The sequence below is a fragment of the Variovorax sp. AC194 genome, from assembly GCF_979257995.1.
Genome location: NZ_OZ409823.1, coordinates 4727963 through 4745719, shown reverse-complemented (window position 1 = coordinate 4745719; position 17757 = coordinate 4727963). Strand labels below are relative to the sequence as shown.

The window sequence follows — 17757 nt, the reverse complement described above, 5'->3', positions numbered from 1 at the left end:
ATCCTAGTCCGCCCCCGGCCGCCACACCCGCGCGAGCGCCGCCATCTTTCCGCGGAACCCCAGCCGGTCGTTCGACAGCGCATCGATGAAGTCCGACAGCCGCTGCGACTTCACCATCGTGTAGATCGTGAGCCACGTCGTCGCGACGAACACCACGCCGAACCAGATCGCCTTGCGCCACAGCGGCGCATCGGCCTCGGCCAGCAGGTTCATGCCGAGAAAGCCCGTGGTGATCGTGCCGATCAACCCGAACAGCGTGACCACCGTGAGCCGCACGACGGTGCTCGCTTGCCGGCGCAGGCTGTCGGCATCGAGGTAGGTGTTCATGTCGGCGATGCGCGACTTGACCTCGTCGTACAGCGGATCGAGCCCGAGGTGCGCGGCGCACATGTGCGAGAGCGCACGCACCTGCGCCTGCTCGGAAATTTCATGGAACCAGTAGCGGTGCGTGAAGCGCAGGAACCGCTCGAAGCTCGAACGGATCGCGCGCTTGAACTGCTTGACGCTCGGCGTGCTGCGGATATCGAGCCGCTTGAGCGCCTCGACCAGCTGGTCCGAGAACATCAGGAGCGACGCCTTCTGGAAATGCGCGATGAGAAACAGCAGGAAGTGCTGGTGCCTGAACTGCGCAAGCACGCCGCGGTCGCGGCAGCAGAAGAATTCGGAATGCGCATCGCCCACCACCACCAGCGCGTGGCCGTTGCACAGGTACCGTGTGTTGGGCGCGGCGCCCGCGTCGACCCAGAAGCGGTCGTAGCAGTACTTGTGCTCGAAGTCCGCGAGGTGATGGTCGGCGTAGGGCAGGTGGGCATCGGTCGTGCCCGCGCCCGTCACGAGCGCCAGGCGCACGAAGTCGTCGCGCGTGAGGCGGCGCGGATCGTCCATCGACAGGTACGCCATCACCGGCATGCGGTAGTACTCGATCTGCCGGTAGCGCAGCGCGCCGGGGTCTTCGGAATGGTCGCTCACCAGCGGCTGCATCAGGTAGGCCCAGTGCGAGGAGATGCGCGGCGCGCGGTGCTGCGCCACGTGCGAGAGAAAGCTCTCGCGCTGCTGCGCATCGGAGCTCGCGAGTACGCGGCCGTCGGCGCCCAGCCATTCGACGCTCGCCATGCAATGCAGCGCGGAGCCGTCGGGCTCCCAGCCCGAGGGGTAGGCGCGCCCGAAGCGGTAGAGGATGTCCTGCGCCTGCGCAAGGCTCAGGTGGTTCGCGCCGACTTCGAGGTTGAGCAGCACCACGTCGATGTCGAAGAAGAAGTAGAGGTCGCAGTGCACCACGTCCAGCGTGATGGGCGCATCGCCGGGCTGCGACACCACGCGCACGGCCGCGATGTCGTGGCGGCGGAAGATGCGCATCGGCGAATCGCCGTCGCTGCCGGAAGCAGCGTCGTCGCCCTTGGTGCGCGAACGCCCTTCGCCGTAGAGAAAGCGCTGCACATACGGCAGGAAGCTCACGAACTCGTTGTAGTGCCGCTCGTGGAAGCGGCTGCTGTCACCGGTGTATTCGTCGACCTCTTCGCGCCAGGGCGACGCATCGCCCATGTCGCGCAGCACCTGCCAGGGGCCGTGGTGCGCGTACCTCGCATCGGCCGAGGGCATGAGGCGCAGCGGCCAGAGCAGTGCCTGCCTGAAATGCTGAACGACGGGAGCACCGGGGGCAGGTGCATGCGCCTCTGTGGTCAAGGTAGCCGCGGGTGGGTTCAGCATCGCGCCAGTGTAGGCAGAAGGTAGGTCAAAACGCCCACCTAGGGGAATCCCTAGTCAAGTCTGAAACCGGTTTCATATAAGCTGCAAGCATTCTTTTGGAGGCCTGCGCACGGCCCTGCCGTGTACGCCGAACCATGAACTACCAGTTTCAATTCGACGCCGTTTTCGCCGCCTGGCCGCTCTTGCTCAAGGGCACGTGGATCACGGTCCAGCTCTCGCTCATCGCGACGGTGCTGGGCCTGGTGGTCGCGATCTTCTGCGCCTGGGGCAAGACCTCGGGGCCGGGGTGGCTGCGCTTCATCGTCAATGCCTACATCGAGGTGATCCGCAACACGCCGTTCCTCGTGCAGCTGTTCTTTTTCTTCTTCGCGCTGCCGGCCATCGGCCTGCGCTGGTCGCCGCAGACGGCCGCGCTGGTGGCGATGGTGGTGAACCTGGGCGCCTACGCCACCGAGATCATCCGCGCGGGCATCGAGTCGATTCCCAAGGGGCAGATCGAGGCGGGCCGGGCGCTCAACCTCAAGCCCTGGGAGATCTTCCGCTTCGTCATCATCAAGCCCGCGCTCAAGGCCATCTATCCGGCGCTCACGAGCCAGTTCATCCTCTTGATGCTGAGTTCGGCGGTGGTGTCGGTCATCTCGGCCGACGACCTCACTTCGGTGGCCGCCAACCTGCAGTCGCAGACCTTCCGCAGCTTCGAGATCTACATCGTGGTGGCCGCCATCTATCTCGCGCTGGCGCTGGCCTTCTCGGCGATGTTCAAGCTCATCTACAAGCGCACGCTCAACTATCCGGACCGCCGGTAACGAGCGCCGAACGGAAGAAAACATCATGCGCACCTTCGGCTTTCCCGAATTCCTTTTCATCCTCGAGGCGGCCCAGTGGACGCTGGCGCTGTCGGCCATCGCGTTCGTCGGCGGCGCCGTCCTGGGCCTGGTCATCGCGCTCATGCGCACCTCCGATTCGACCTGGGCGCGCAATGCCTCGATGGTCTTCATCCAGGTGTTCCAGGGCACGCCGCTCCTGCTGCAACTGTTCCTCATCTTCTTCGGCGCGCCGGTGCTGGGGCTGGACATCAACCCGTGGATCGCCGCGGGCGTGGCGCTCATCCTGAACAGCGCGGCCTTCTTGGGTGAGATCTGGCGCGGCTGCATCGAAGCCATTCCGCGCGGCCAGTGGGAAGCGGCCGAGGCGCTGAGCCTGAAGTACGGCGCCCGCATGCGCGACGTGGTGCTGCCGCAGGCCTTCAAGATCGCGCTCGCGCCCACGGTGGGCTACCTGGTGCAGATCATCAAGGGCACGTCGCTCGCGGCCATCATCGGCTTCACCGAGATTACCCGCGCGGGGCAGATCATCAACAACGCCACCTTCCAGCCGCTCATCGTGTTCTCGGTGGTGGCGGCGATCTATTTCGTGATCTGCTGGCCCCTTTCTCTGCTGGCGGCACGCATGGAGCGCAAGCGCGCCCGGGCCCTCGCACGCTGACCATCTTTTCGTTTTTCTCGTCGCTTCCTTTCTTTATTCAGGAGACACATCCCATGACCCGTACCTCTACCCGCCGCGCAGCGCTCGCAGCCCTTGGCCTCGGTGCCGCCCTCACCGTGTTCGCGCCTTTCGCCTCGGCGCAAAGCGTGGCCGACATCAAGAAGAAGGGCGAGATCACCATCGGCATGCTCGTGGACTTTCCGCCCTACGGCACCACCGATGCGAAGAACCAGCCCGACGGCTACGACGCCGACGTGGCCAAGCTGCTGGCCAAGGACTGGGGCGTGAAGGCCAACATCGTGCCGGTGACCGGCCCGAACCGCATTCCCTTCCTCCTGACCAACAAGGTCGACCTCCTGGTCGCTTCGCTCGCCGTGACGCCCGAGCGCGCCAAGCAGGTGCAGTTCTCGCAGCCCTACGCGGCCGCCACCATCGTGCTGTACGGCGCGACCAAGACGCCCATCAAGGCAGCCACCGACCTGAAGGGCCTGCGCGTGGGCGTGGCTCGCGCCTCGACGCAAGACGTGGCCGTGACCAAGGCCGCACCCGAAGGCACCGAGATCCGCCGCTTCGACGACGACGCTTCGGCCATGCAGGCGCTGATCTCGGGCCAGGTCGATGCGATCGGCTGCTCGGTCACCGTCGCCGCGCAGATCGCCAAGCGCGTGCCCGCCGGCACCTACGAAAACAAGTTCACGCTGGTGCAGCAGTCGATGGGCATTGCGATGCGCCCGGGGCAGGAAGAGCTGACCAAGGCCGTGAACGAATTCGTGCAGAAGAACACCGCCAACGGCGAGCTGAACAAGCTCTATCAAAAGTGGCTGCAGGCCGACCTCCCGAAGATGCAATAACCAAGAGCGCTGGAAGGAACCCCTGGCATGACGACGGAATCGATCATCCGCATGGAAGCGGTCAACAAGTGGTACGGTGAATTCCAGGTGTTGACCGGCATCGACCTGTCGGTGCGCCAGGGCGAGCGCATCGTGATCTGCGGGCCTTCGGGCTCGGGCAAATCGACGCTCATCCGCTGCATCAACCGGCTGGAGACGGTACAGAAGGGCCGCATCGTGGTCGATGGCATCGACCTCACGGCGGGCGGCAAGAACGTGGACGCGGTGCGCGCCGAAGTGGGCATGGTGTTCCAGCAGTTCAACCTGTTCCCTCACCTCACCATTCTTGAGAACTGCACGCTCGCGCCGATGCGCTCGCGCGGCATGACGAAGGCCGAGGCCGAGGAGGTCGCGATGAAGTACCTCACACGCGTGCGCATTCCCGAGCAGGCCAAGAAGTACCCGAGCCAGCTCTCGGGCGGCCAGCAGCAGCGCGTGGCGATCGCACGCGCGCTGTGCATGTCGCCCAAGATCATGCTGTTCGACGAGCCCACCTCGGCGCTCGACCCCGAGATGGTCAAGGAAGTGCTCGACACCATGATCGGCCTGGCCGAAGACGGCATGACCATGCTGTGCGTGACGCACGAGATGGGCTTTGCCCGCAGCGTGGCCGACCGCGTGATCTTCATGGCCGAAGGCAAGATCGTCGAACAGGCGCCGCCCGAAGAATTCTTCGGCAACCCGAAGGACGAGCGCACGCGCCAGTTCCTCGGCCAGATCCTCAGTTCCCACCAAGCCCATTGATCGCCCATTGATCGCCCACTGATCGCCTATTGATGTCCTTCGAGGTCCTGATTTCCCTGTCCTCCTTCGGCGCGGCCGAGGTGGGGCGGCACGGCCAGCTCTGGTGCTCGCAACTCGCGCGCACCGCTGGCGCCGATTCGGTGGAAGTGCGCGGCGAGATGCTGCGCGATGCGGATGCCGAACTGCCATCGCTCAACGGTCTTGCTTCTGTCTATTCGAGCCCTGAAGGCCTGTGGGCCCAAGGCGGCTGGCTCGACAGCGCGGCGCTCAAGCGCGGCATCGCCGCCGCCACGCGCGTCGGCGCGAAGCGGCTGAAGATGTCCATCGGCGATTTCCAGGCGTCCTCGCACGGCTCGCTTTGGGGCTTGAAGGTGGAGCTCGCCGAGACCCGCATCGAGCTGCTGATCGAGAACGACCAGACCGTGCGCGCCGGCACGCTGCCCGCGCTGCAGGCCTTCTTCGACGCGGCCGACCGCGCCGGCGTGTCGCTCGGCATGACCTTCGATATGGGCAACTGGCACTGGCTCGGCGAATGCCCGCTGCAGGCCGCGCAGGTGCTCGGCCACCGCGTGCGCTATGTGCATTGCAAGGGCGCGCAGCGCCTTCCGCACAAGTGGGTGGCGGTGCCGCTGGGCGATTCGGCCGCGCCATGGCGCGCGGTATTGCGCGCCTTGCCCGCCGATGTGCCCCACGCCATCGAATACCCTCTGGTGGGCGACGACCTCTTGGCCGTCACCCGCACGCAAATCGAATTCATCCGCGCCGCACGGGCGTAGACCCCACATGCCAGAACCCACCGCTTTCGATGTCGCCCTGTTCGGCGAGGCCATGCTGCTGCTCGTGGCGGACCGCCCCGGGCCGCTGGAGGACGCACAGGCGTTCCACAAGCGCACCGCGGGCGCCGAGACCAACGTGGCCATCGGCCTTTCGCGGCTTGGCCTGAAGGTCGGCTGGGCCAGCCGCCTGGGCACCGACTCGATGGGGCGCGCGCTGCTCGCGACGATGAAGGGCGAGGGCATCGACTGCTCGCACGTCATCTGCGATGCGGCGCAGCGCACCGGCTTCCAGTTCAAGGGCCGCGTCACCGACGGCAGCGATCCGCCGGTCGAATACCACCGCAAGGGCTCGGCCGCGAGCCAGATGGGGCCGGCCGATGTCGATGAGGCCTGGTTGCGCTCGGCGCGCCACCTGCACGCCACCGGCGTGTTCGCCGCGATCTCCGAGACCAGCCTGCAGGCCGCGCTCAAGACCATGGACGTGATGCGCGCCGCGGGCCGCACGATCTCGTTCGACACCAACCTGCGCCCGACGCTGTGGTCTTCGACCGAGACGATGCGCCACTGGATCAACGACCTCGCCTCGCGCGCCGACTGGGTGCTGCCCGGCATCGAAGAAGGCTTGCTCCTCACCGGCCACAGCGAGCCCGAGGCCGTCGCGCGCTTCTACCGCGAACGCGGCGCGAAGCTCGTGGTGGTGAAGCTCGGCGCCGAGGGCGCGTACTACGACAGCGACGTGGCCGGCACCGGCCGCGTCGAAGGCTTTCCGGTGAAGGAAGTGATCGACACCGTGGGCGCGGGCGACGGCTTCGCGGCCGGCGTGGTGAGCGCGCTGCTCGAAGGCCGGAGCGTGCCCGAGGCGGTGCGCCGCGGCGCCTGGATCGGCGCGCGCGCCGTGCAGGTGCTGGGCGATACCGAAGGCCTGCCGACGCGCGCAGAACTCGAAGCCGCGGGGCTCTGAACACCATGACAAAAAAGAACGTGCTCGTTTTCCGGCCCCTGCCCCAAGACCAGCTGGCGCGCCTGCAAGCGGCCCACAACGTGACCGTGGCCGATCCGCGCAAGGCGCCCGAGGCCTTCGCCGCCGCGCTCGCGACCGCGAACGGCCTGATCGGATCGAGCCACACGGTCGACGCCGCGCTGCTCGATGCGGCGCCGCAACTCGAGGTGATTTCGAGCGTGTCGGTCGGCGTGGACAACTACCCGCTCGCCGAATTGCACAGGCGCGGCATCGTGCTGTGCCACACGCCCGACGTACTCACCGAGACGGTGGCCGACACGGTGTTCGCGATCCTCATGGCCACGCAGCGCCGCGTCGTCGAGCTCTCGAACCTCGTGCGCGAAGGCCGCTGGACGAAGAACATCGGCGAAGAACTTTTCGGCACCGACGTGCACGGCAAGACGCTGGGCATCCTCGGTTTCGGCCGCATCGGCCAGGCCGTGGCGCGCCGCGCCGCGCTGGGCTTCGGCATGCCGGTGCTCTATCACGCGCGTCGCCCGGTCGACCTGGCCGCGCAGGCGCCCGAGCTGCAGGGCCGCGCCACGCACACGCCGCTGGACGACCTGCTCGCGCGCGCCGACATCGTGCTCGCGATGCTGCCGCTGACCGATGCCACGCGCGGCATGATCGACGCCGCCTTCTTCGCGCGCATGAAGCCGGGCGCCTCGTTCATCAACGGCGGCCGCGGCGCCACCGTGAACGAAGAGGCGCTGCTGCACGCGCTGGACCACGGCACGCTGCGCGCCGCGGGCCTCGACGTGTTCGCGAAGGAACCGCTGCCCGCCGATTCGCCGCTGCGCACGCACCCGCGCGTGACACCGCTGCCGCACATCGGCTCGGCCACGCACGAGACGCGCCACGCGATGGCCGAGCTCGCGACGACCAATCTGCTGCAGGCGCTGGCCGGTGAGAAGCCGACGGCGCCGTACGACACCGCCGCCGCGTGACATGAAGCCCACGGGCCGCGCCACCATCGCCGATGTCGCCGAAGCGGCGGGCGTTTCCAAAGCCACCGTCTCTCGCTTCCTCAACCACCGCGAGCGCTTGCTCAGCCCCGACATCGCCGCGCGCGTCGAGGTGGCCATCGCCAAGCTCGCGTATTCGCCGAGCCCGATGGCGCAGGCGCTGAGCCACGGCCGCTCGCGGCTCATCGGGCTGATCGTGGCCGACATCACCAACCCGTATTCGGTGGCGGTGCTGCGCGGCGCCGAGAAGGCCTGCCAGGACGCCGGCTACCTCGTGATGCTGTTCAACCTCGGCAACGAGAGCGAACGCGAGCGCGAAGCGATCGATGCGCTCGCGGGCTACCAGGTCGACGGCTTCATCCTCAACACGCTGGGCCGCGGCAGCAACGTGGTCGATGCGGTCACGTTGCACGGCAAGCCCGCGGTGCTGGTCGACCGGCGCCACACCGGCATGCACACCGATTTCGTCTCGCTCGACAACCACGCAGCGATGCAGGCCACCTGCGGGCACTTGCTCGAAGGCGGCTACCGCGAACTGCTCTACGTCACCGAGCCGCAGAAGGGCGTGAGCTCGCGGCGCGAGCGCACCGCGGCGTTCGGTGCCTGCGTGACGGCACACGAGCCGCGCGTGGCGGGCGAGGTGTTCGAATCGGTCGAGGGTGAAAACGATGCGCTGGACGCCGCACTGACCGCCTTGCGCAAGCGCGCCAGGCGCGGCCGCCGCGCCGCCGTGGTCGCGGGCAACGCCGTGGTCACGCTGCGCGTGGCGCAGGCCATGGCGCGGCTGGGCCTGCAGTTCGGCGATGACCTGGGCTTCGTCGGCTTCGACGATCCCGAATGGGCCTCGCTGATCGGGCCGGGCCTGAGCACCGTCGCTCAGCCCACCGATGCCATCGGCCGCACGGCTGCTACATGCCTGATCGAGCGGCTGCGGGGGCTGGATTCGGCGCCGCGCCAGCTGCTGCTTCCGGGAGAGCTGATGGTGCGGGGTTCGTCGCAGGCTCTCTAGCGTCCTGCACCGCGCGGTCGAATGTGATCGGCCCGCGCATCCAGTCGGCCGCACGCTCGGCAATCACGATCGTCGGCGCGTTGGTGTTGCCGCCGACGAGCATCGGCATCACCGAGGCATCGACCACGCGCAGGTTCTCGATGCCGTGCACGCGCAATTTCGGATCGACCACCGCCATCGCGTCCACGCCCATCTTGCAGGTGCCCACCGGGTGGTAAATGGTGTCGGCGCGCGCGCGGATGTGTTGCGTGAGCGCTTCGTCGGTGTGCGCATCGGCCGTGTAGAGCTCGCCGTGCCGGTACTTCTGAAGCGCCGGCGCGCGCAGGATCTCGCGCATCTTCTTCACGCCCTGCAACAGCAGCGCCATGTCTTCGGCCTCGGAGAGAAACCGCGGGTCGATGCGCGGCGCCGACAGCGGGTTCGCATCGTTGAGCCGCACGTCGCCGCGGCCCTTGGGCCGCAGCACGCACACGTGGCACGAAAAGCCGAAGCCCATGTGCAGCTTGCGCGCATGGTCGTCGGTGATCGCGATCACGAAGTGCAATTGCAGGTCGGGCCGGCGCACCTCGGGCGATGACTTGATGAAGGCACCGCCCTCTGCAAAGGGCGTCGCGACGAGGCCCTTGCCGCTCTTTCGCCACTCGAAGATCGCCTTCGTCAACTTCAGCCCGGCCTTCACGCCGATGCCGAAGAGGTCGGTGTCCTTGGAGGTGTAGGCGAGGATGAAATCGGTGTGGTCCTGCAGGTTCTGGCCGACGCCCGGCAGCGCATGCCGCACCGCGATGCCGTGGCGGGCCAGCTCGGCGGGGTCGCCGATGCCCGAGAGCATCAGCAGCTGCGGCGAGTTGAAGGCGCCGCCGCACAGCGCCACTTCGCGGTGCGCGCGGATGACTTCGGTGGTGCCGCCGCGCCGCACTTCCACGCCGGTGGCGCGCTTGTCCTCGAGCACCACGCGCAGGGCCTGCGTGCCGGTCAGCACGGTGAGGTTGGGGCGGTTCATCGCCGGATGCAGGTACGCCGCGGCCGCCGAGCAGCGCTCACCGTTCTTCGTGCCGCCGTGGAACTGCGTGACCTGGTAGAGGCCCGCGCCTTCCTGCTCGGGGCCGTTGAAATCGTCGTTGCGTGCGATGCCGCACTCCGCCGCCGCGCGCACGAAGTCCTCGGTGATCGGGCGCGGGCTCTGCTGCTCGGAGACCTGCAGCGGCCCGTCGGCGCCGTGCAGCGCGCTCTCGCCGCGCTCGTTGCCTTCGGCGCGCTTGAAGTACGGCAGCACCTCGTCGAACGACCAGCCCGCGCAGCCGGCGTTCGCCCAGTCGTCGTAGTCGTCGCGGTGGCCGCGCACGTAGAGCATGGCGTTGATCGCGCTCGATCCGCCGAGGCCGCGTCCGCGCGGCTGGTAGCCGCGGCGCCCGTTCAGGCCGGGCTGCGGCACGGTCTGGTAGGCGTAGTTGTTGATGCGCGGGCGGCCCGGCAGCATCGCCACCGTGGCGGCCGGCGCCCGCACCAGGATGCCGCGGCCGTCGCCGCCGGCTTCGAGCAGGCAGACCGTGACGCCCGGGTCTTCGCTGAGGCGGGAGGCCAGCGTGGCGCCGCCCGAACCTCCGCCCACGATCACGTAGTCGAATTCCATGGCATGTCTCCGTCGTTGTTGTGTTCTGCCGCGGGAGCTCGAACTGTACGATGGCGCGGAAGGACCGGCACCGATCCGCCGGCGCCAGGAGAAGTCACGATGCCAGAGCCCGATGTGCGTTCCCGCTACGAAGCCGCAGTGAATGCGCTCGCCCGGTCGGCATCGGCAATGCTCGCTGCGGGCACGGGCGAGGAGCAGGTCGCCCGCTGGGTCGTGGCCGAGCGCAATCGCCTCAAGGAGGCCTACCGCGACCTGACGCCGCCCGACCTGCTGGCGCGCATCGAAGCCCGGACGATGCAGGCATACGGCAACGTCCTCGGGCCCTCGGTGGACCAGTTGCGGGCAGCAGGAAAGTCGTGGACCGAGATCATCGATTCCGCCGCCCGGGCCGGCGTGCATCCCTTCGGGCCGGCCGGGTTTCCCCTGTCGAAGCCGACAGGCGACTGACAGCTGCCGGCGCCAAACTGGGGCGACCTGTCCACCAGCAAGACAGGGAAGACCAGGAAGCCAACAACATGCAAGAGACAACGACGATCCCTTCCGCCATCTCGCGCCGCGGCCTGCTGCGGCTTTCCCTCGGTGGCACCGCCATGGCGTCGCTCCCCGGCATCGGCTGGGCCGCCACCGGCGCCGGCGCACCGGTGTTTGCCGACGGCCTGCCGCGCAGCCGGCCCGAGGCGCAGGGCATCTCGCCCGCGGCGATCCTCGCTTTCCTGGACGATGCCGAGCGCGGCGCGTTCGAGCTGCACAGCTTCATGCTCTGGCGCAACGGCCATGTGGTGGCCGAAGGCTGGTGGGACCCCTACAAGCCCGAGCGCCGGCACATGACGCACTCGCTCACCAAGAGCGTGACCGTGTGCGCCGTGGGCATGGCCGTTGCCGACGGCAAGTTCGGCCTCGACGACAAGGTCGTCTCCTTCTTCCCCGAGCATCTGCCGCCCACCGTCAGCGCCAACCTCGCGGCCATGACCGTGCGCGACCTCTTGACGATGCGCACCGGCCACGAGTCGATGGTGTCGGGCTCGGTGTGGCGGCCGATCCGCACGAGCTGGATCGCGGAGTTCTTCAAGATCCCGGTGGTCTACACGCCGGGCAGCAAGTTCGTCTACACCAGCGCGGCCACCTACATGCTGTCGGCCATCGTCACGAAGACCACGGGGCAGTCGACGGCCGATTACTTGAAGCCCCGCTTCTTCGATCCGCTGGGCATCACCGGCTACGAGTGGGACGTGGGGCCCGAGGGCATCTCGCCCGGCGCCAACGGCCTGAGCTGGAAGACGGTCGATTCGCTCAAGCTGGGCATCCTGCATGCGCAGAACGGCCAGTGGAACGGTAGGCAGATCCTCACGAAGGAATGGGTCGCCTCGGTCCACCAGCCGCACACCAAGGACCGCTATGGCTACCAGTGGTGGCTGGGCCAGCATGGGGCCTACAACGCCGACGGATTGTTCGGCCAGTACGCGGTGGTGTTCCCCGAGCAGAACGCGGTGCTCGCGCTCAACTCGGCGCTGCCGCCGAAGGCGGGCTTCAATGCGGGCATCCTCTACAAGCACTTTCCCGCGGCATTCGGCGGCACGGCGACGGCCAATGAGAAGGACTACACCGCGCTGAAGAACCGCACGCGCACATTGCAACTGTTGCCACCGGTGAAGCCGACGAGTTCGCCCGTCGCGGCGAACGTCTCGGGCGTGCGCTTCGACTTTCCGGACAACGCGGAGAAGGTCAAGTCGATGCGTCTCGATTTCACAGGCGACACCTGCACCTTCACGATGGAAGACGACCGCGGCACGCACAAGGTGCAGGCCGGGTTGAAGAAGCCCTTCGAGGGCGACACCACCATCACCGGCAACAAGCTGCACCACGAGTACCAGCCCGACGTGATGCGCGTGGTGGCCAGCGGCGAGTGGCGCGATGCGCGCACCTTCGTCATGACATGGACCTTCGTGGAGTCGGCGTTCCGCGACACGGTGGAGTGCCGGTTCTCGGGGCCTTACATGCGCTTCGATCGCAGCGTGAACGTCAACTCGAGCGCGACCGAATTGCCGACGCTCACGGGGACCCGCGCGAAGGCCTGAACGCCCTCCGGGTCGGAGGTGTCCTGCATCGCAATCGGGTATCGGCATGCATGCCGCGGCCGGCGGCTGTCGCACAACAGGTCATTCCCTGTTGAAAAGGACACCCATGACAGACAGCAAGGACCTCGCTCACTTCGAGCGATTCATGAAGCAGCGCGAGCAGGCCGCGCAAGCCTATGTGTGCGGCGATGCGGCACCCCTGGGTGCGCTGCTTGCGCGCACTTCCGACGCCACCTTCTTCGGGCCGGGCGGCGGGCATGTGCACGGCACCGAGGAGGTCGCCACGCGCTACACGCTCGATGCCGCCTCTTTCGACAAGGGCAGCGAAAGCAGCTTCGAGATCTTCCAGATGGGCGCAGGCGACGGCGTGGCCTATTGGGTCGGCATCCAGCACGCCAGGGTGAACATGGAGGGCAAGCGCGAACCGGTGCCGATGGACCTGCGCATCACCGAGGTCTTCCGGCGCGAGGGCGATGACTGGAAGCTGATGCACCGCCACGCCGACGGCATGGCGAAGGAAGCGCCGAAGAAGAAGTGAAAAAGAAGTGAAGAAGAGCTGATCACCAGCCGTGGAAGCGGCCCCACGTCTGCAGCGCGCCGTCTTCACCCAGCGCCTGGTACTCGGGGTACTGCGCGCCTGTGGCGCAGGCGTGATTGGGCAGGATGCGCAGGCGCGTGCCGATCGGAAAGCGCGTCGCAATGTTGGTGTCGGGCTCGCCTTCGCGCGAGAGGATGCCGTGCTCCTGGTTCGCGCCGCTGAGCACGTAGCCGTCGAGCACATTCCCGTCGAGATCGCAGACCTGGCCGTAGCCGAAGTCGCGCTTCTGCTTTTGCGTGCCGCGGTCGCGGCTCATGGCCATCCAGCCCGCATCGACGATGGCCCAGCCCTTCTCGACCTGGTGGCCGATCACGGTGGTGAGCACGCTCAGCGCGACCTCGTCCGTGCTGCAGACGCCGACGTTGCGCATCACGAGGTCGAAGAACACGTAGACGCCCGCGCGCACTTCGGTCACACCATCGAGGCCCTCGGCCATCAACGCCGTCGGCGTGGAACCCACGCTGACGATGGCGCAGGGCAGGCCCGCATCGCGCAGCCGCTGTGCGGCGCGCACGCAGCCGCTGCGCTCCTGCTCGGCCATGGCCTTGAGGGCTTCCGGCGTGTCCAGGTCGTAGCTGGAGCCTGCGTGCGTCATCACGCCGGCCAGGCGCATGCCGCCGTCGTGCAGCACGTGGGCGACTTCGCGCAGCACGTCGTCGTCCGGGCGGATGCCGGAGCGGTGGCCGTCGGTGTCGACTTCGATCAGCACCTCGAAGGCCTCGCCGTTCGCGCGGCCGAACTCGGCAATGGCGCGCGCCGAGGTCACGCCGTCCGTGATGATCGACAGCGCGCAGCCGCGGCGGCGCAACTCGAGCGCATGCGGCAGCCGGTGCGCCGCCATGCCCACGGCATAGAGGATGTCGGTGAAGCCGGCGGCGAAGAACTGCTCGGCCTCCTTCAGCGTGGAGACGGTGATGCCCTGCGCACCCGCGTCGCGCTGCGCACGCGCCACGTCGATGCACTTGCTGGTCTTCACGTGCGGGCGGAAGCGCACGCCGAGCGCGTTCATGCGCGCCTGCATCCGTGCGATGTTGTGCTGCATGCGCGGGCGCTCGACGATGGCGGCGGGCGTGTCGATGGTGGCGAGAGTAGGGGCGTTCATGGCAGCGTTCCGTTCAGGTCGAGGAGCTTGGCGCGCGGGTGGGCGCTGGCTGGGGCAGCAAGGGCTTGCCTGGTCGCGGACTGTACGTTCCCGAGCCGTCGTTGTGCTTCAATGCAGACTCATCAATCGTTAAGCACAGGTTAATGATCCAGATCGAGGACATGCAACTGGCAGCGGCCCTGCTGCGCGAGCCTTCGCTCAGCGCCGCGGCGCGTTCGCTCGACGTCACGCCGCCCGCGCTGTCGATGCGGCTGCGCAAGCTCGAGGCCGCGCTCGGTCTCTCGCTCGCCACCCGCACCGCGCGGCGCCTGAGCCTCACCGCCGAGGGCGAGCGCTTCGCGCGCGAGGCCGCGGCGCTGCTCGGGCAGATCGAGGGGCTGCGCGAATCGATGCAGCGCGACGACCGCCGGCTCACCGGCACGCTGCGCATCGCTGCGCCCTTCGGCTACGGCCGGCAGTACGTGGCGCCGATGCTCGCGCGCTTCGCGCGGCTGCATCCGGGCCTGCGCATCCAGTTCGACCTGCGCGAGACGCCGTGGCCCGACCGGCACGATGCGGACGCGATCATCCACATCGGCACGGTGCGCGATTCGTCGTGGGTCGCGCGCACGCTGAGCGCCAACGCGCGCTGGCTGTGCGCGAGCCCCGCGTACCTGCGCGCGCGCGGCACGCCCCGCATTCCGCGCGACGTGATGGCGCACGACTGCATCGTCATCCGCGAGAACGACGAGGACGTCACGCTGTGGCATGTGCGCCGCGCGGCGAACCCCAAGGCGAAGGCGAACGCGAAGACACTCGGGCGCGCGGGCGCGCGCGAGACGCTGCGCATCGCGCCGGCCTTCGTCACCAACGACGGCAGCGTGGCGCGGCACTGGGCCGAGCAGGGCATGGGGCTGGTGCTGCGCTCCGAATGGGACGCGGCGGACGCGATCGCGCGAGGCTCGCTGGTGCGGGTGCTGAAAGATTGGGAATTCGACAGCGCACCGGTCGTGCTGCTGGTGCCGACCCGCAAGGGGCGCACGGCGCGCGTGCAGGCGTTGATCGAATTCCTGGAGGAGAGCTTCGGCAGCTCACCCTAGTTCTTACTGGACGCGATCGCCGTCGCGCACCGATTCGACAGCGCCGTTGTAGAAGCGAACGATCCCGAGGAAATTGCCCTGTCCGCGGTGGTAGGTCCAGTCTTCCATCGGGATGCACTGCTGGCTGATGATCTGCCGCGTGCCGCCGCGCACGCCCGGCGCGAGGATCACTTCGACCTGCGGGCGGGGGACGCAGACGATGTCCTTGAGCACCGGCTCGCCGCATTTGTTGAGGACGGAGAACTTCGATTCGCCAACGCCCGCGAGAAAGCCGCCGCAGCTGAGCGATTGCGCGGAAGCGCCGCCGGGCTGCAGGACGGCGAACAGAAGCGCGGTCGAGGCGAGGGTTCGCAGGACGGTGTTCATGACGGTCGAAGGTTCGAAAAAAAGCCCCGGCCAGCGGGGCGTTTTTTTCTGACGGATCAGCCGACTTCGGCGATCAGCTCGATCTCGACGCAGGCGCCCATCGGCACTTGCGCCACGCCGAAGGCGCTGCGCGCATGCGCGCCCTTTTCGGGGCCGAAGACCTCGGCGAAGAATTCGCTCGCGCCGTTGGTCACCAGGTGCTGTTCGGTGAAGGTGCCGACCGAGTTCACCAGGCTCATCACCTTGACGATGCGCTTGACCTTGTTGAGGTCGCCCACGGCCGCGTGCAGCGTGCCCAGGAGGTCGATGGCGATCACGCGGGCGGCCTGCTTGCCTTCCTCGGTGGTGATGTTCACGCCGAGCTGGCCGGCCCAGACCTTGCCGTCCTTCTTGGCGATGTGGCCCGAGAGGAACACGAGGTTGCCGGTCTGCACGAAAGGCACGTAGGCGGCGGCGGGGGCCGAGACCGGGGGCAGGGTGATGCCGAGGCTGGAAAGTTTGTCGTAAACGCTCATGGAGACTCCTTGTCTTGGGATGACGATTGTGTCTGGCTTTGCGGCGGCGCCTGGACCACTTCCCCCACGGGCTGCACGGTCACCCCGACGCTCAGCGTGTGCCTGGCGCCGCCATGCAGTACGCCGCGCATCGGCGAGACGTCGGAGTAGTCGCGGCCGATGGCCAGCGTCACGTAGTCTTCGCCGGGCTGGCGGCCGTTGGTGGGGTCGAAATCGGCCCAGCCGCCGGCGCTTTCGGGGCCGTCGTCCTCTTCCCCGTGGCCGGGCAGGTACACCGACACCCACGCGTGCGACGCATCGGCGCCCACCAGGCGCGGCTGGCCGGGCGGCGGCTGCGTGAGCAGGTAGCCGCTCACGTAGCGCGCGGGCAGGCCCAGCGTGCGAAAGCACGCGATCATGATGTGCGCAAAGTCCTGGCACACGCCCTTGCGCTGGGCCAGCGCCTCGACGGCGGGGGTGTTGATCTCGGTGCTGTCGGCGTCGTAGTCGAAGTCGCGGTACATGCGCTCGGTGAGGTCCATCGCCACGTCGAAGGTGGGCCGGCCGGGCACGAAGCTCGCGCGCGCATAGGCGGCGAAATCGTCGTGGCGCGGCACGTAGGGCGAGGGAAAGACAAACTCGGAAGCCGCATCGAAGGTGGCGTCCTTGCGAAAGCGAAAGCGCTCCCGCACGGCCTCCCAGGGCAGCTCGCGCGCCACCGCGCTCGAGAGCACCGGCACCGAGGTCTCGACCACGCTCTCGGCGGTGACCACCAGCCGGTCGTGCGTGGCTTCGAGCGCGAAGAAGGCGCGGGTGTTGCCGTAGACGTCGGGCAACTCGCTGCGCTGGGCCGGTGCTGGATCGATCGCGAGCTGGTGGCTCACCAGCCGCTGCGAACCGGTGGCCAGCGGCTTCAGGTGGGCCAGGTGCTGCGCCGTCTCGACCGGCGGTGCGTACTCGTAGCGGGTTTCGTGGGTGACGTGCAGCAGCATGGCGAGATCGTGGGTTGTTTTTTTATTTCGACTCGGCACCGAAGTGCGAGGCGTAGATCTTCGCGTAGGTGCCGTCGGCCTTGATGTCCGCCAGGCCCTTGTCGATCCTGGCGAGCAGCTCGGCATTTCCCTTCTTCACCGCGATGCCGTACTGCTCGGCCGGAAAGCCCGCATCGCTCACCGTCTTGAAACCGCCGCCCGCGTTGTTGGCCAGGTAGTGCGCCACCACGCCGTTGTCGGCCACCACCGCCTGCACGCCGCCGGCTTCGAGCTCCTTCAGCGCGAGCGGCGTGGATTCGAAGCGCTTGATGGCGGTGCTCGACTTGCCCAGCAGCTTGCCCACGACCTCGTCGCCGGTCGTGCCGTTCTGCACGCCGACCTTCAGGTTCTTGATGTCCTCGAACTTCGCGACCGGCGAATCGCTCTTGACCGCGATGAGCTGCCGGGCCTCGAAGTAGGGCTGCGAGAAGTCCATGGTCTGGCGGCGCTCGTTGGTGATGGTGATGGACGACACCAGCAGGTCGCGGTCGCCCTGGTCGAGCGAATTGAAGATGCCTTCCCACGGCGTGTTGACGAACTTCACCTCGATGCCGGCCTTCTGCGCGACGGCCTTGACCACGTCGATGTCGAAGCCCACGACCTCGCCCTTTTCGTTCTGCGATTCGAAGGGCGCGTAGGCGGCGTCGGTGCCCACGACCAGCACGCGGGCGGCGGCGGGCGGCGGCGCGGAGGCGGCGGTGGGCGCGGCGCTTTCCTGCTTGCCGCAGCCGGCGAGCATGAGGCCGGCGACAAGTACCGCGGTGGTCAGTGTGAATCGGCGGTTGATGGCGATGCCTGACATGGAA

Annotated in this window: 19 protein-coding genes; 12 read left to right on the top strand and 7 right to left on the bottom strand. The window is 67.9% G+C overall.

Translation table 11 applies throughout. The features are described from left to right. Nucleotides 1-3: 3 nt before the first annotated feature. On the bottom strand, nucleotides 4-1707 hold the full coding sequence (locus tag ACZYRS_RS22520) for a hypothetical protein (protein ID WP_463421047.1): 1704 nt from the start codon (nucleotides 1705-1707) through the stop codon (nucleotides 4-6). Between the two features lie 134 nt (nucleotides 1708-1841). Here ACZYRS_RS22520 and ACZYRS_RS22515 point away from each other — a divergent pair, with 134 nt between their 5' ends. The 8 genes from ACZYRS_RS22515 to ACZYRS_RS22480 are packed head-to-tail and all read left to right on the top strand — an operon-like array spanning nucleotide 1842 to nucleotide 8576. After that, complete coding sequence (locus ACZYRS_RS22515; RefSeq protein WP_013540636.1) at nucleotides 1842-2513, top strand: amino acid ABC transporter permease; 672 nt, start codon at nucleotides 1842-1844, stop codon at nucleotides 2511-2513. Between the two features lie 25 nt (nucleotides 2514-2538). Beyond that, nucleotides 2539-3192, top strand: a complete 654-nt coding sequence (locus ACZYRS_RS22510) for an amino acid ABC transporter permease (RefSeq protein WP_198789506.1) — start codon at nucleotides 2539-2541, stop codon at nucleotides 3190-3192. A gap of 53 nt (nucleotides 3193-3245) precedes the next feature. Continuing rightward, a complete protein-coding gene (locus ACZYRS_RS22505; RefSeq protein ID WP_013540638.1) occupies nucleotides 3246-4043 on the top strand; it encodes a transporter substrate-binding domain-containing protein in 798 nt (265 codons plus the stop codon). 27 nt (nucleotides 4044-4070) lie between these two features. After that, nucleotides 4071-4826, top strand: a complete 756-nt coding sequence (locus ACZYRS_RS22500; protein ID WP_233102124.1) for an amino acid ABC transporter ATP-binding protein — start codon at nucleotides 4071-4073, stop codon at nucleotides 4824-4826. Nucleotides 4827-4858: 32 nt separating this feature from the next. Then, nucleotides 4859-5602 (top strand): sugar phosphate isomerase/epimerase family protein, encoded by a 744-nt coding sequence (locus tag ACZYRS_RS22495; protein ID WP_463421046.1) that lies wholly within the window; start codon nucleotides 4859-4861, stop codon nucleotides 5600-5602. Nucleotides 5603-5609: 7 nt separating this feature from the next. Further along, nucleotides 5610-6563, top strand: a complete 954-nt coding sequence (locus ACZYRS_RS22490) for a sugar kinase (protein ID WP_463421045.1) — start codon at nucleotides 5610-5612, stop codon at nucleotides 6561-6563. Between the two features lie 5 nt (nucleotides 6564-6568). Beyond that, nucleotides 6569-7549 carry a 2-hydroxyacid dehydrogenase gene (locus ACZYRS_RS22485; RefSeq protein WP_463421044.1) on the top strand — a complete coding sequence of 327 codons (981 nt, stop codon included), beginning with the start codon at nucleotides 6569-6571 and terminating at the stop codon, nucleotides 7547-7549. Between the two features lies 1 nt (nucleotide 7550). Further along, nucleotides 7551-8576, top strand: coding sequence for a LacI family DNA-binding transcriptional regulator (locus ACZYRS_RS22480; RefSeq protein ID WP_042580493.1), 1026 nt, complete (start codon nucleotides 7551-7553; stop codon nucleotides 8574-8576). Here the strand turns inward: ACZYRS_RS22480 and ACZYRS_RS22475 are convergent. Then, nucleotides 8476-10206 (bottom strand): GMC family oxidoreductase, encoded by a 1731-nt coding sequence (locus ACZYRS_RS22475; RefSeq protein ID WP_463421043.1) that lies wholly within the window; start codon nucleotides 10204-10206, stop codon nucleotides 8476-8478. The genes ACZYRS_RS22480 and ACZYRS_RS22475 overlap by 101 nt on opposite strands. A gap of 99 nt (nucleotides 10207-10305) precedes the next feature. Between ACZYRS_RS22475 and ACZYRS_RS22470 the strand changes: the two genes are divergently transcribed. From ACZYRS_RS22470 to ACZYRS_RS22460, 3 genes are all read left to right on the top strand, one after another. Next, nucleotides 10306-10653 carry a hemagglutinin gene (locus tag ACZYRS_RS22470; protein WP_463421042.1) on the top strand — a complete coding sequence of 116 codons (348 nt, stop codon included), beginning with the start codon at nucleotides 10306-10308 and terminating at the stop codon, nucleotides 10651-10653. A gap of 68 nt (nucleotides 10654-10721) precedes the next feature. Further along, entirely contained in the window at nucleotides 10722-12281 is a 1560-nt protein-coding gene (locus tag ACZYRS_RS22465) for a serine hydrolase domain-containing protein (protein WP_463421041.1), read from the top strand. A 106-nt stretch (nucleotides 12282-12387) separates the two neighbouring features. Beyond that, nucleotides 12388-12819, top strand: a complete 432-nt coding sequence (locus ACZYRS_RS22460) for a YybH family protein (protein ID WP_463421040.1) — start codon at nucleotides 12388-12390, stop codon at nucleotides 12817-12819. A 22-nt stretch (nucleotides 12820-12841) separates the two neighbouring features. Here the strand turns inward: ACZYRS_RS22460 and ACZYRS_RS22455 are convergent, their stop codons facing one another. Further along, entirely contained in the window at nucleotides 12842-13981 is a 1140-nt protein-coding gene (locus tag ACZYRS_RS22455) for a DSD1 family PLP-dependent enzyme (protein WP_463421039.1), read from the bottom strand. A gap of 143 nt (nucleotides 13982-14124) precedes the next feature. Here ACZYRS_RS22455 and ACZYRS_RS22450 point away from each other — a divergent pair, with 143 nt between their 5' ends. Continuing rightward, nucleotides 14125-15060, top strand: coding sequence for a LysR family transcriptional regulator (locus ACZYRS_RS22450; protein WP_463421038.1), 936 nt, complete (start codon nucleotides 14125-14127; stop codon nucleotides 15058-15060). 3 nt (nucleotides 15061-15063) lie between these two features. Here the strand turns inward: ACZYRS_RS22450 and ACZYRS_RS22445 are convergent, their stop codons facing one another. The 4 genes from ACZYRS_RS22445 to ACZYRS_RS22430 are packed head-to-tail and all read right to left on the bottom strand — an operon-like array spanning nucleotide 15064 to nucleotide 17753. Continuing rightward, nucleotides 15064-15426, bottom strand: a complete 363-nt coding sequence (locus ACZYRS_RS22445) for a DUF2845 domain-containing protein (RefSeq protein WP_198789516.1) — start codon at nucleotides 15424-15426, stop codon at nucleotides 15064-15066. Nucleotides 15427-15482: 56 nt separating this feature from the next. After that, nucleotides 15483-15941: a RidA family protein gene (locus tag ACZYRS_RS22440; RefSeq protein WP_463421037.1), complete on the bottom strand. Its 459-nt coding sequence runs from the start codon at nucleotides 15939-15941 to the stop codon at nucleotides 15483-15485. Then, nucleotides 15938-16912 (bottom strand): transglutaminase family protein, encoded by a 975-nt coding sequence (locus ACZYRS_RS22435; protein WP_463421036.1) that lies wholly within the window; start codon nucleotides 16910-16912, stop codon nucleotides 15938-15940. The genes ACZYRS_RS22440 and ACZYRS_RS22435 overlap by 4 nt, the downstream gene beginning before the upstream one ends. A 22-nt stretch (nucleotides 16913-16934) precedes the next feature. Next, nucleotides 16935-17753, bottom strand: a complete 819-nt coding sequence (locus ACZYRS_RS22430) for a basic amino acid ABC transporter substrate-binding protein (RefSeq protein WP_463421035.1) — start codon at nucleotides 17751-17753, stop codon at nucleotides 16935-16937. Nucleotides 17754-17757 lie beyond the last annotated feature (4 nt).

Coding starts and splice junctions, on each gene's coding strand:
- ACZYRS_RS22520 (WP_463421047.1), bottom strand. CDS start 1,707: ATGCTGAACCCACCCGCGGCTACCTTGACCACAGAGGCGCATGCACCT.
- ACZYRS_RS22515 (WP_013540636.1), top strand. CDS start 1,842: ATGAACTACCAGTTTCAATTCGACGCCGTTTTCGCCGCCTGGCCGCTC.
- ACZYRS_RS22510 (WP_198789506.1), top strand. CDS start 2,539: ATGCGCACCTTCGGCTTTCCCGAATTCCTTTTCATCCTCGAGGCGGCC.
- ACZYRS_RS22505 (WP_013540638.1), top strand. CDS start 3,246: ATGACCCGTACCTCTACCCGCCGCGCAGCGCTCGCAGCCCTTGGCCTC.
- ACZYRS_RS22500 (WP_233102124.1), top strand. CDS start 4,071: ATGACGACGGAATCGATCATCCGCATGGAAGCGGTCAACAAGTGGTAC.
- ACZYRS_RS22495 (WP_463421046.1), top strand. CDS start 4,859: ATGTCCTTCGAGGTCCTGATTTCCCTGTCCTCCTTCGGCGCGGCCGAG.
- ACZYRS_RS22490 (WP_463421045.1), top strand. CDS start 5,610: ATGCCAGAACCCACCGCTTTCGATGTCGCCCTGTTCGGCGAGGCCATG.
- ACZYRS_RS22485 (WP_463421044.1), top strand. CDS start 6,569: ATGACAAAAAAGAACGTGCTCGTTTTCCGGCCCCTGCCCCAAGACCAG.
- ACZYRS_RS22480 (WP_042580493.1), top strand. CDS start 7,551: ATGAAGCCCACGGGCCGCGCCACCATCGCCGATGTCGCCGAAGCGGCG.
- ACZYRS_RS22475 (WP_463421043.1), bottom strand. CDS start 10,206: ATGGAATTCGACTACGTGATCGTGGGCGGAGGTTCGGGCGGCGCCACG.
- ACZYRS_RS22470 (WP_463421042.1), top strand. CDS start 10,306: ATGCCAGAGCCCGATGTGCGTTCCCGCTACGAAGCCGCAGTGAATGCG.
- ACZYRS_RS22465 (WP_463421041.1), top strand. CDS start 10,722: ATGCAAGAGACAACGACGATCCCTTCCGCCATCTCGCGCCGCGGCCTG.
- ACZYRS_RS22460 (WP_463421040.1), top strand. CDS start 12,388: ATGACAGACAGCAAGGACCTCGCTCACTTCGAGCGATTCATGAAGCAG.
- ACZYRS_RS22455 (WP_463421039.1), bottom strand. CDS start 13,981: ATGAACGCCCCTACTCTCGCCACCATCGACACGCCCGCCGCCATCGTC.
- ACZYRS_RS22450 (WP_463421038.1), top strand. CDS start 14,125: ATGATCCAGATCGAGGACATGCAACTGGCAGCGGCCCTGCTGCGCGAG.
- ACZYRS_RS22445 (WP_198789516.1), bottom strand. CDS start 15,426: ATGAACACCGTCCTGCGAACCCTCGCCTCGACCGCGCTTCTGTTCGCC.
- ACZYRS_RS22440 (WP_463421037.1), bottom strand. CDS start 15,941: ATGAGCGTTTACGACAAACTTTCCAGCCTCGGCATCACCCTGCCCCCG.
- ACZYRS_RS22435 (WP_463421036.1), bottom strand. CDS start 16,912: ATGCTGCTGCACGTCACCCACGAAACCCGCTACGAGTACGCACCGCCG.
- ACZYRS_RS22430 (WP_463421035.1), bottom strand. CDS start 17,753: ATGTCAGGCATCGCCATCAACCGCCGATTCACACTGACCACCGCGGTA.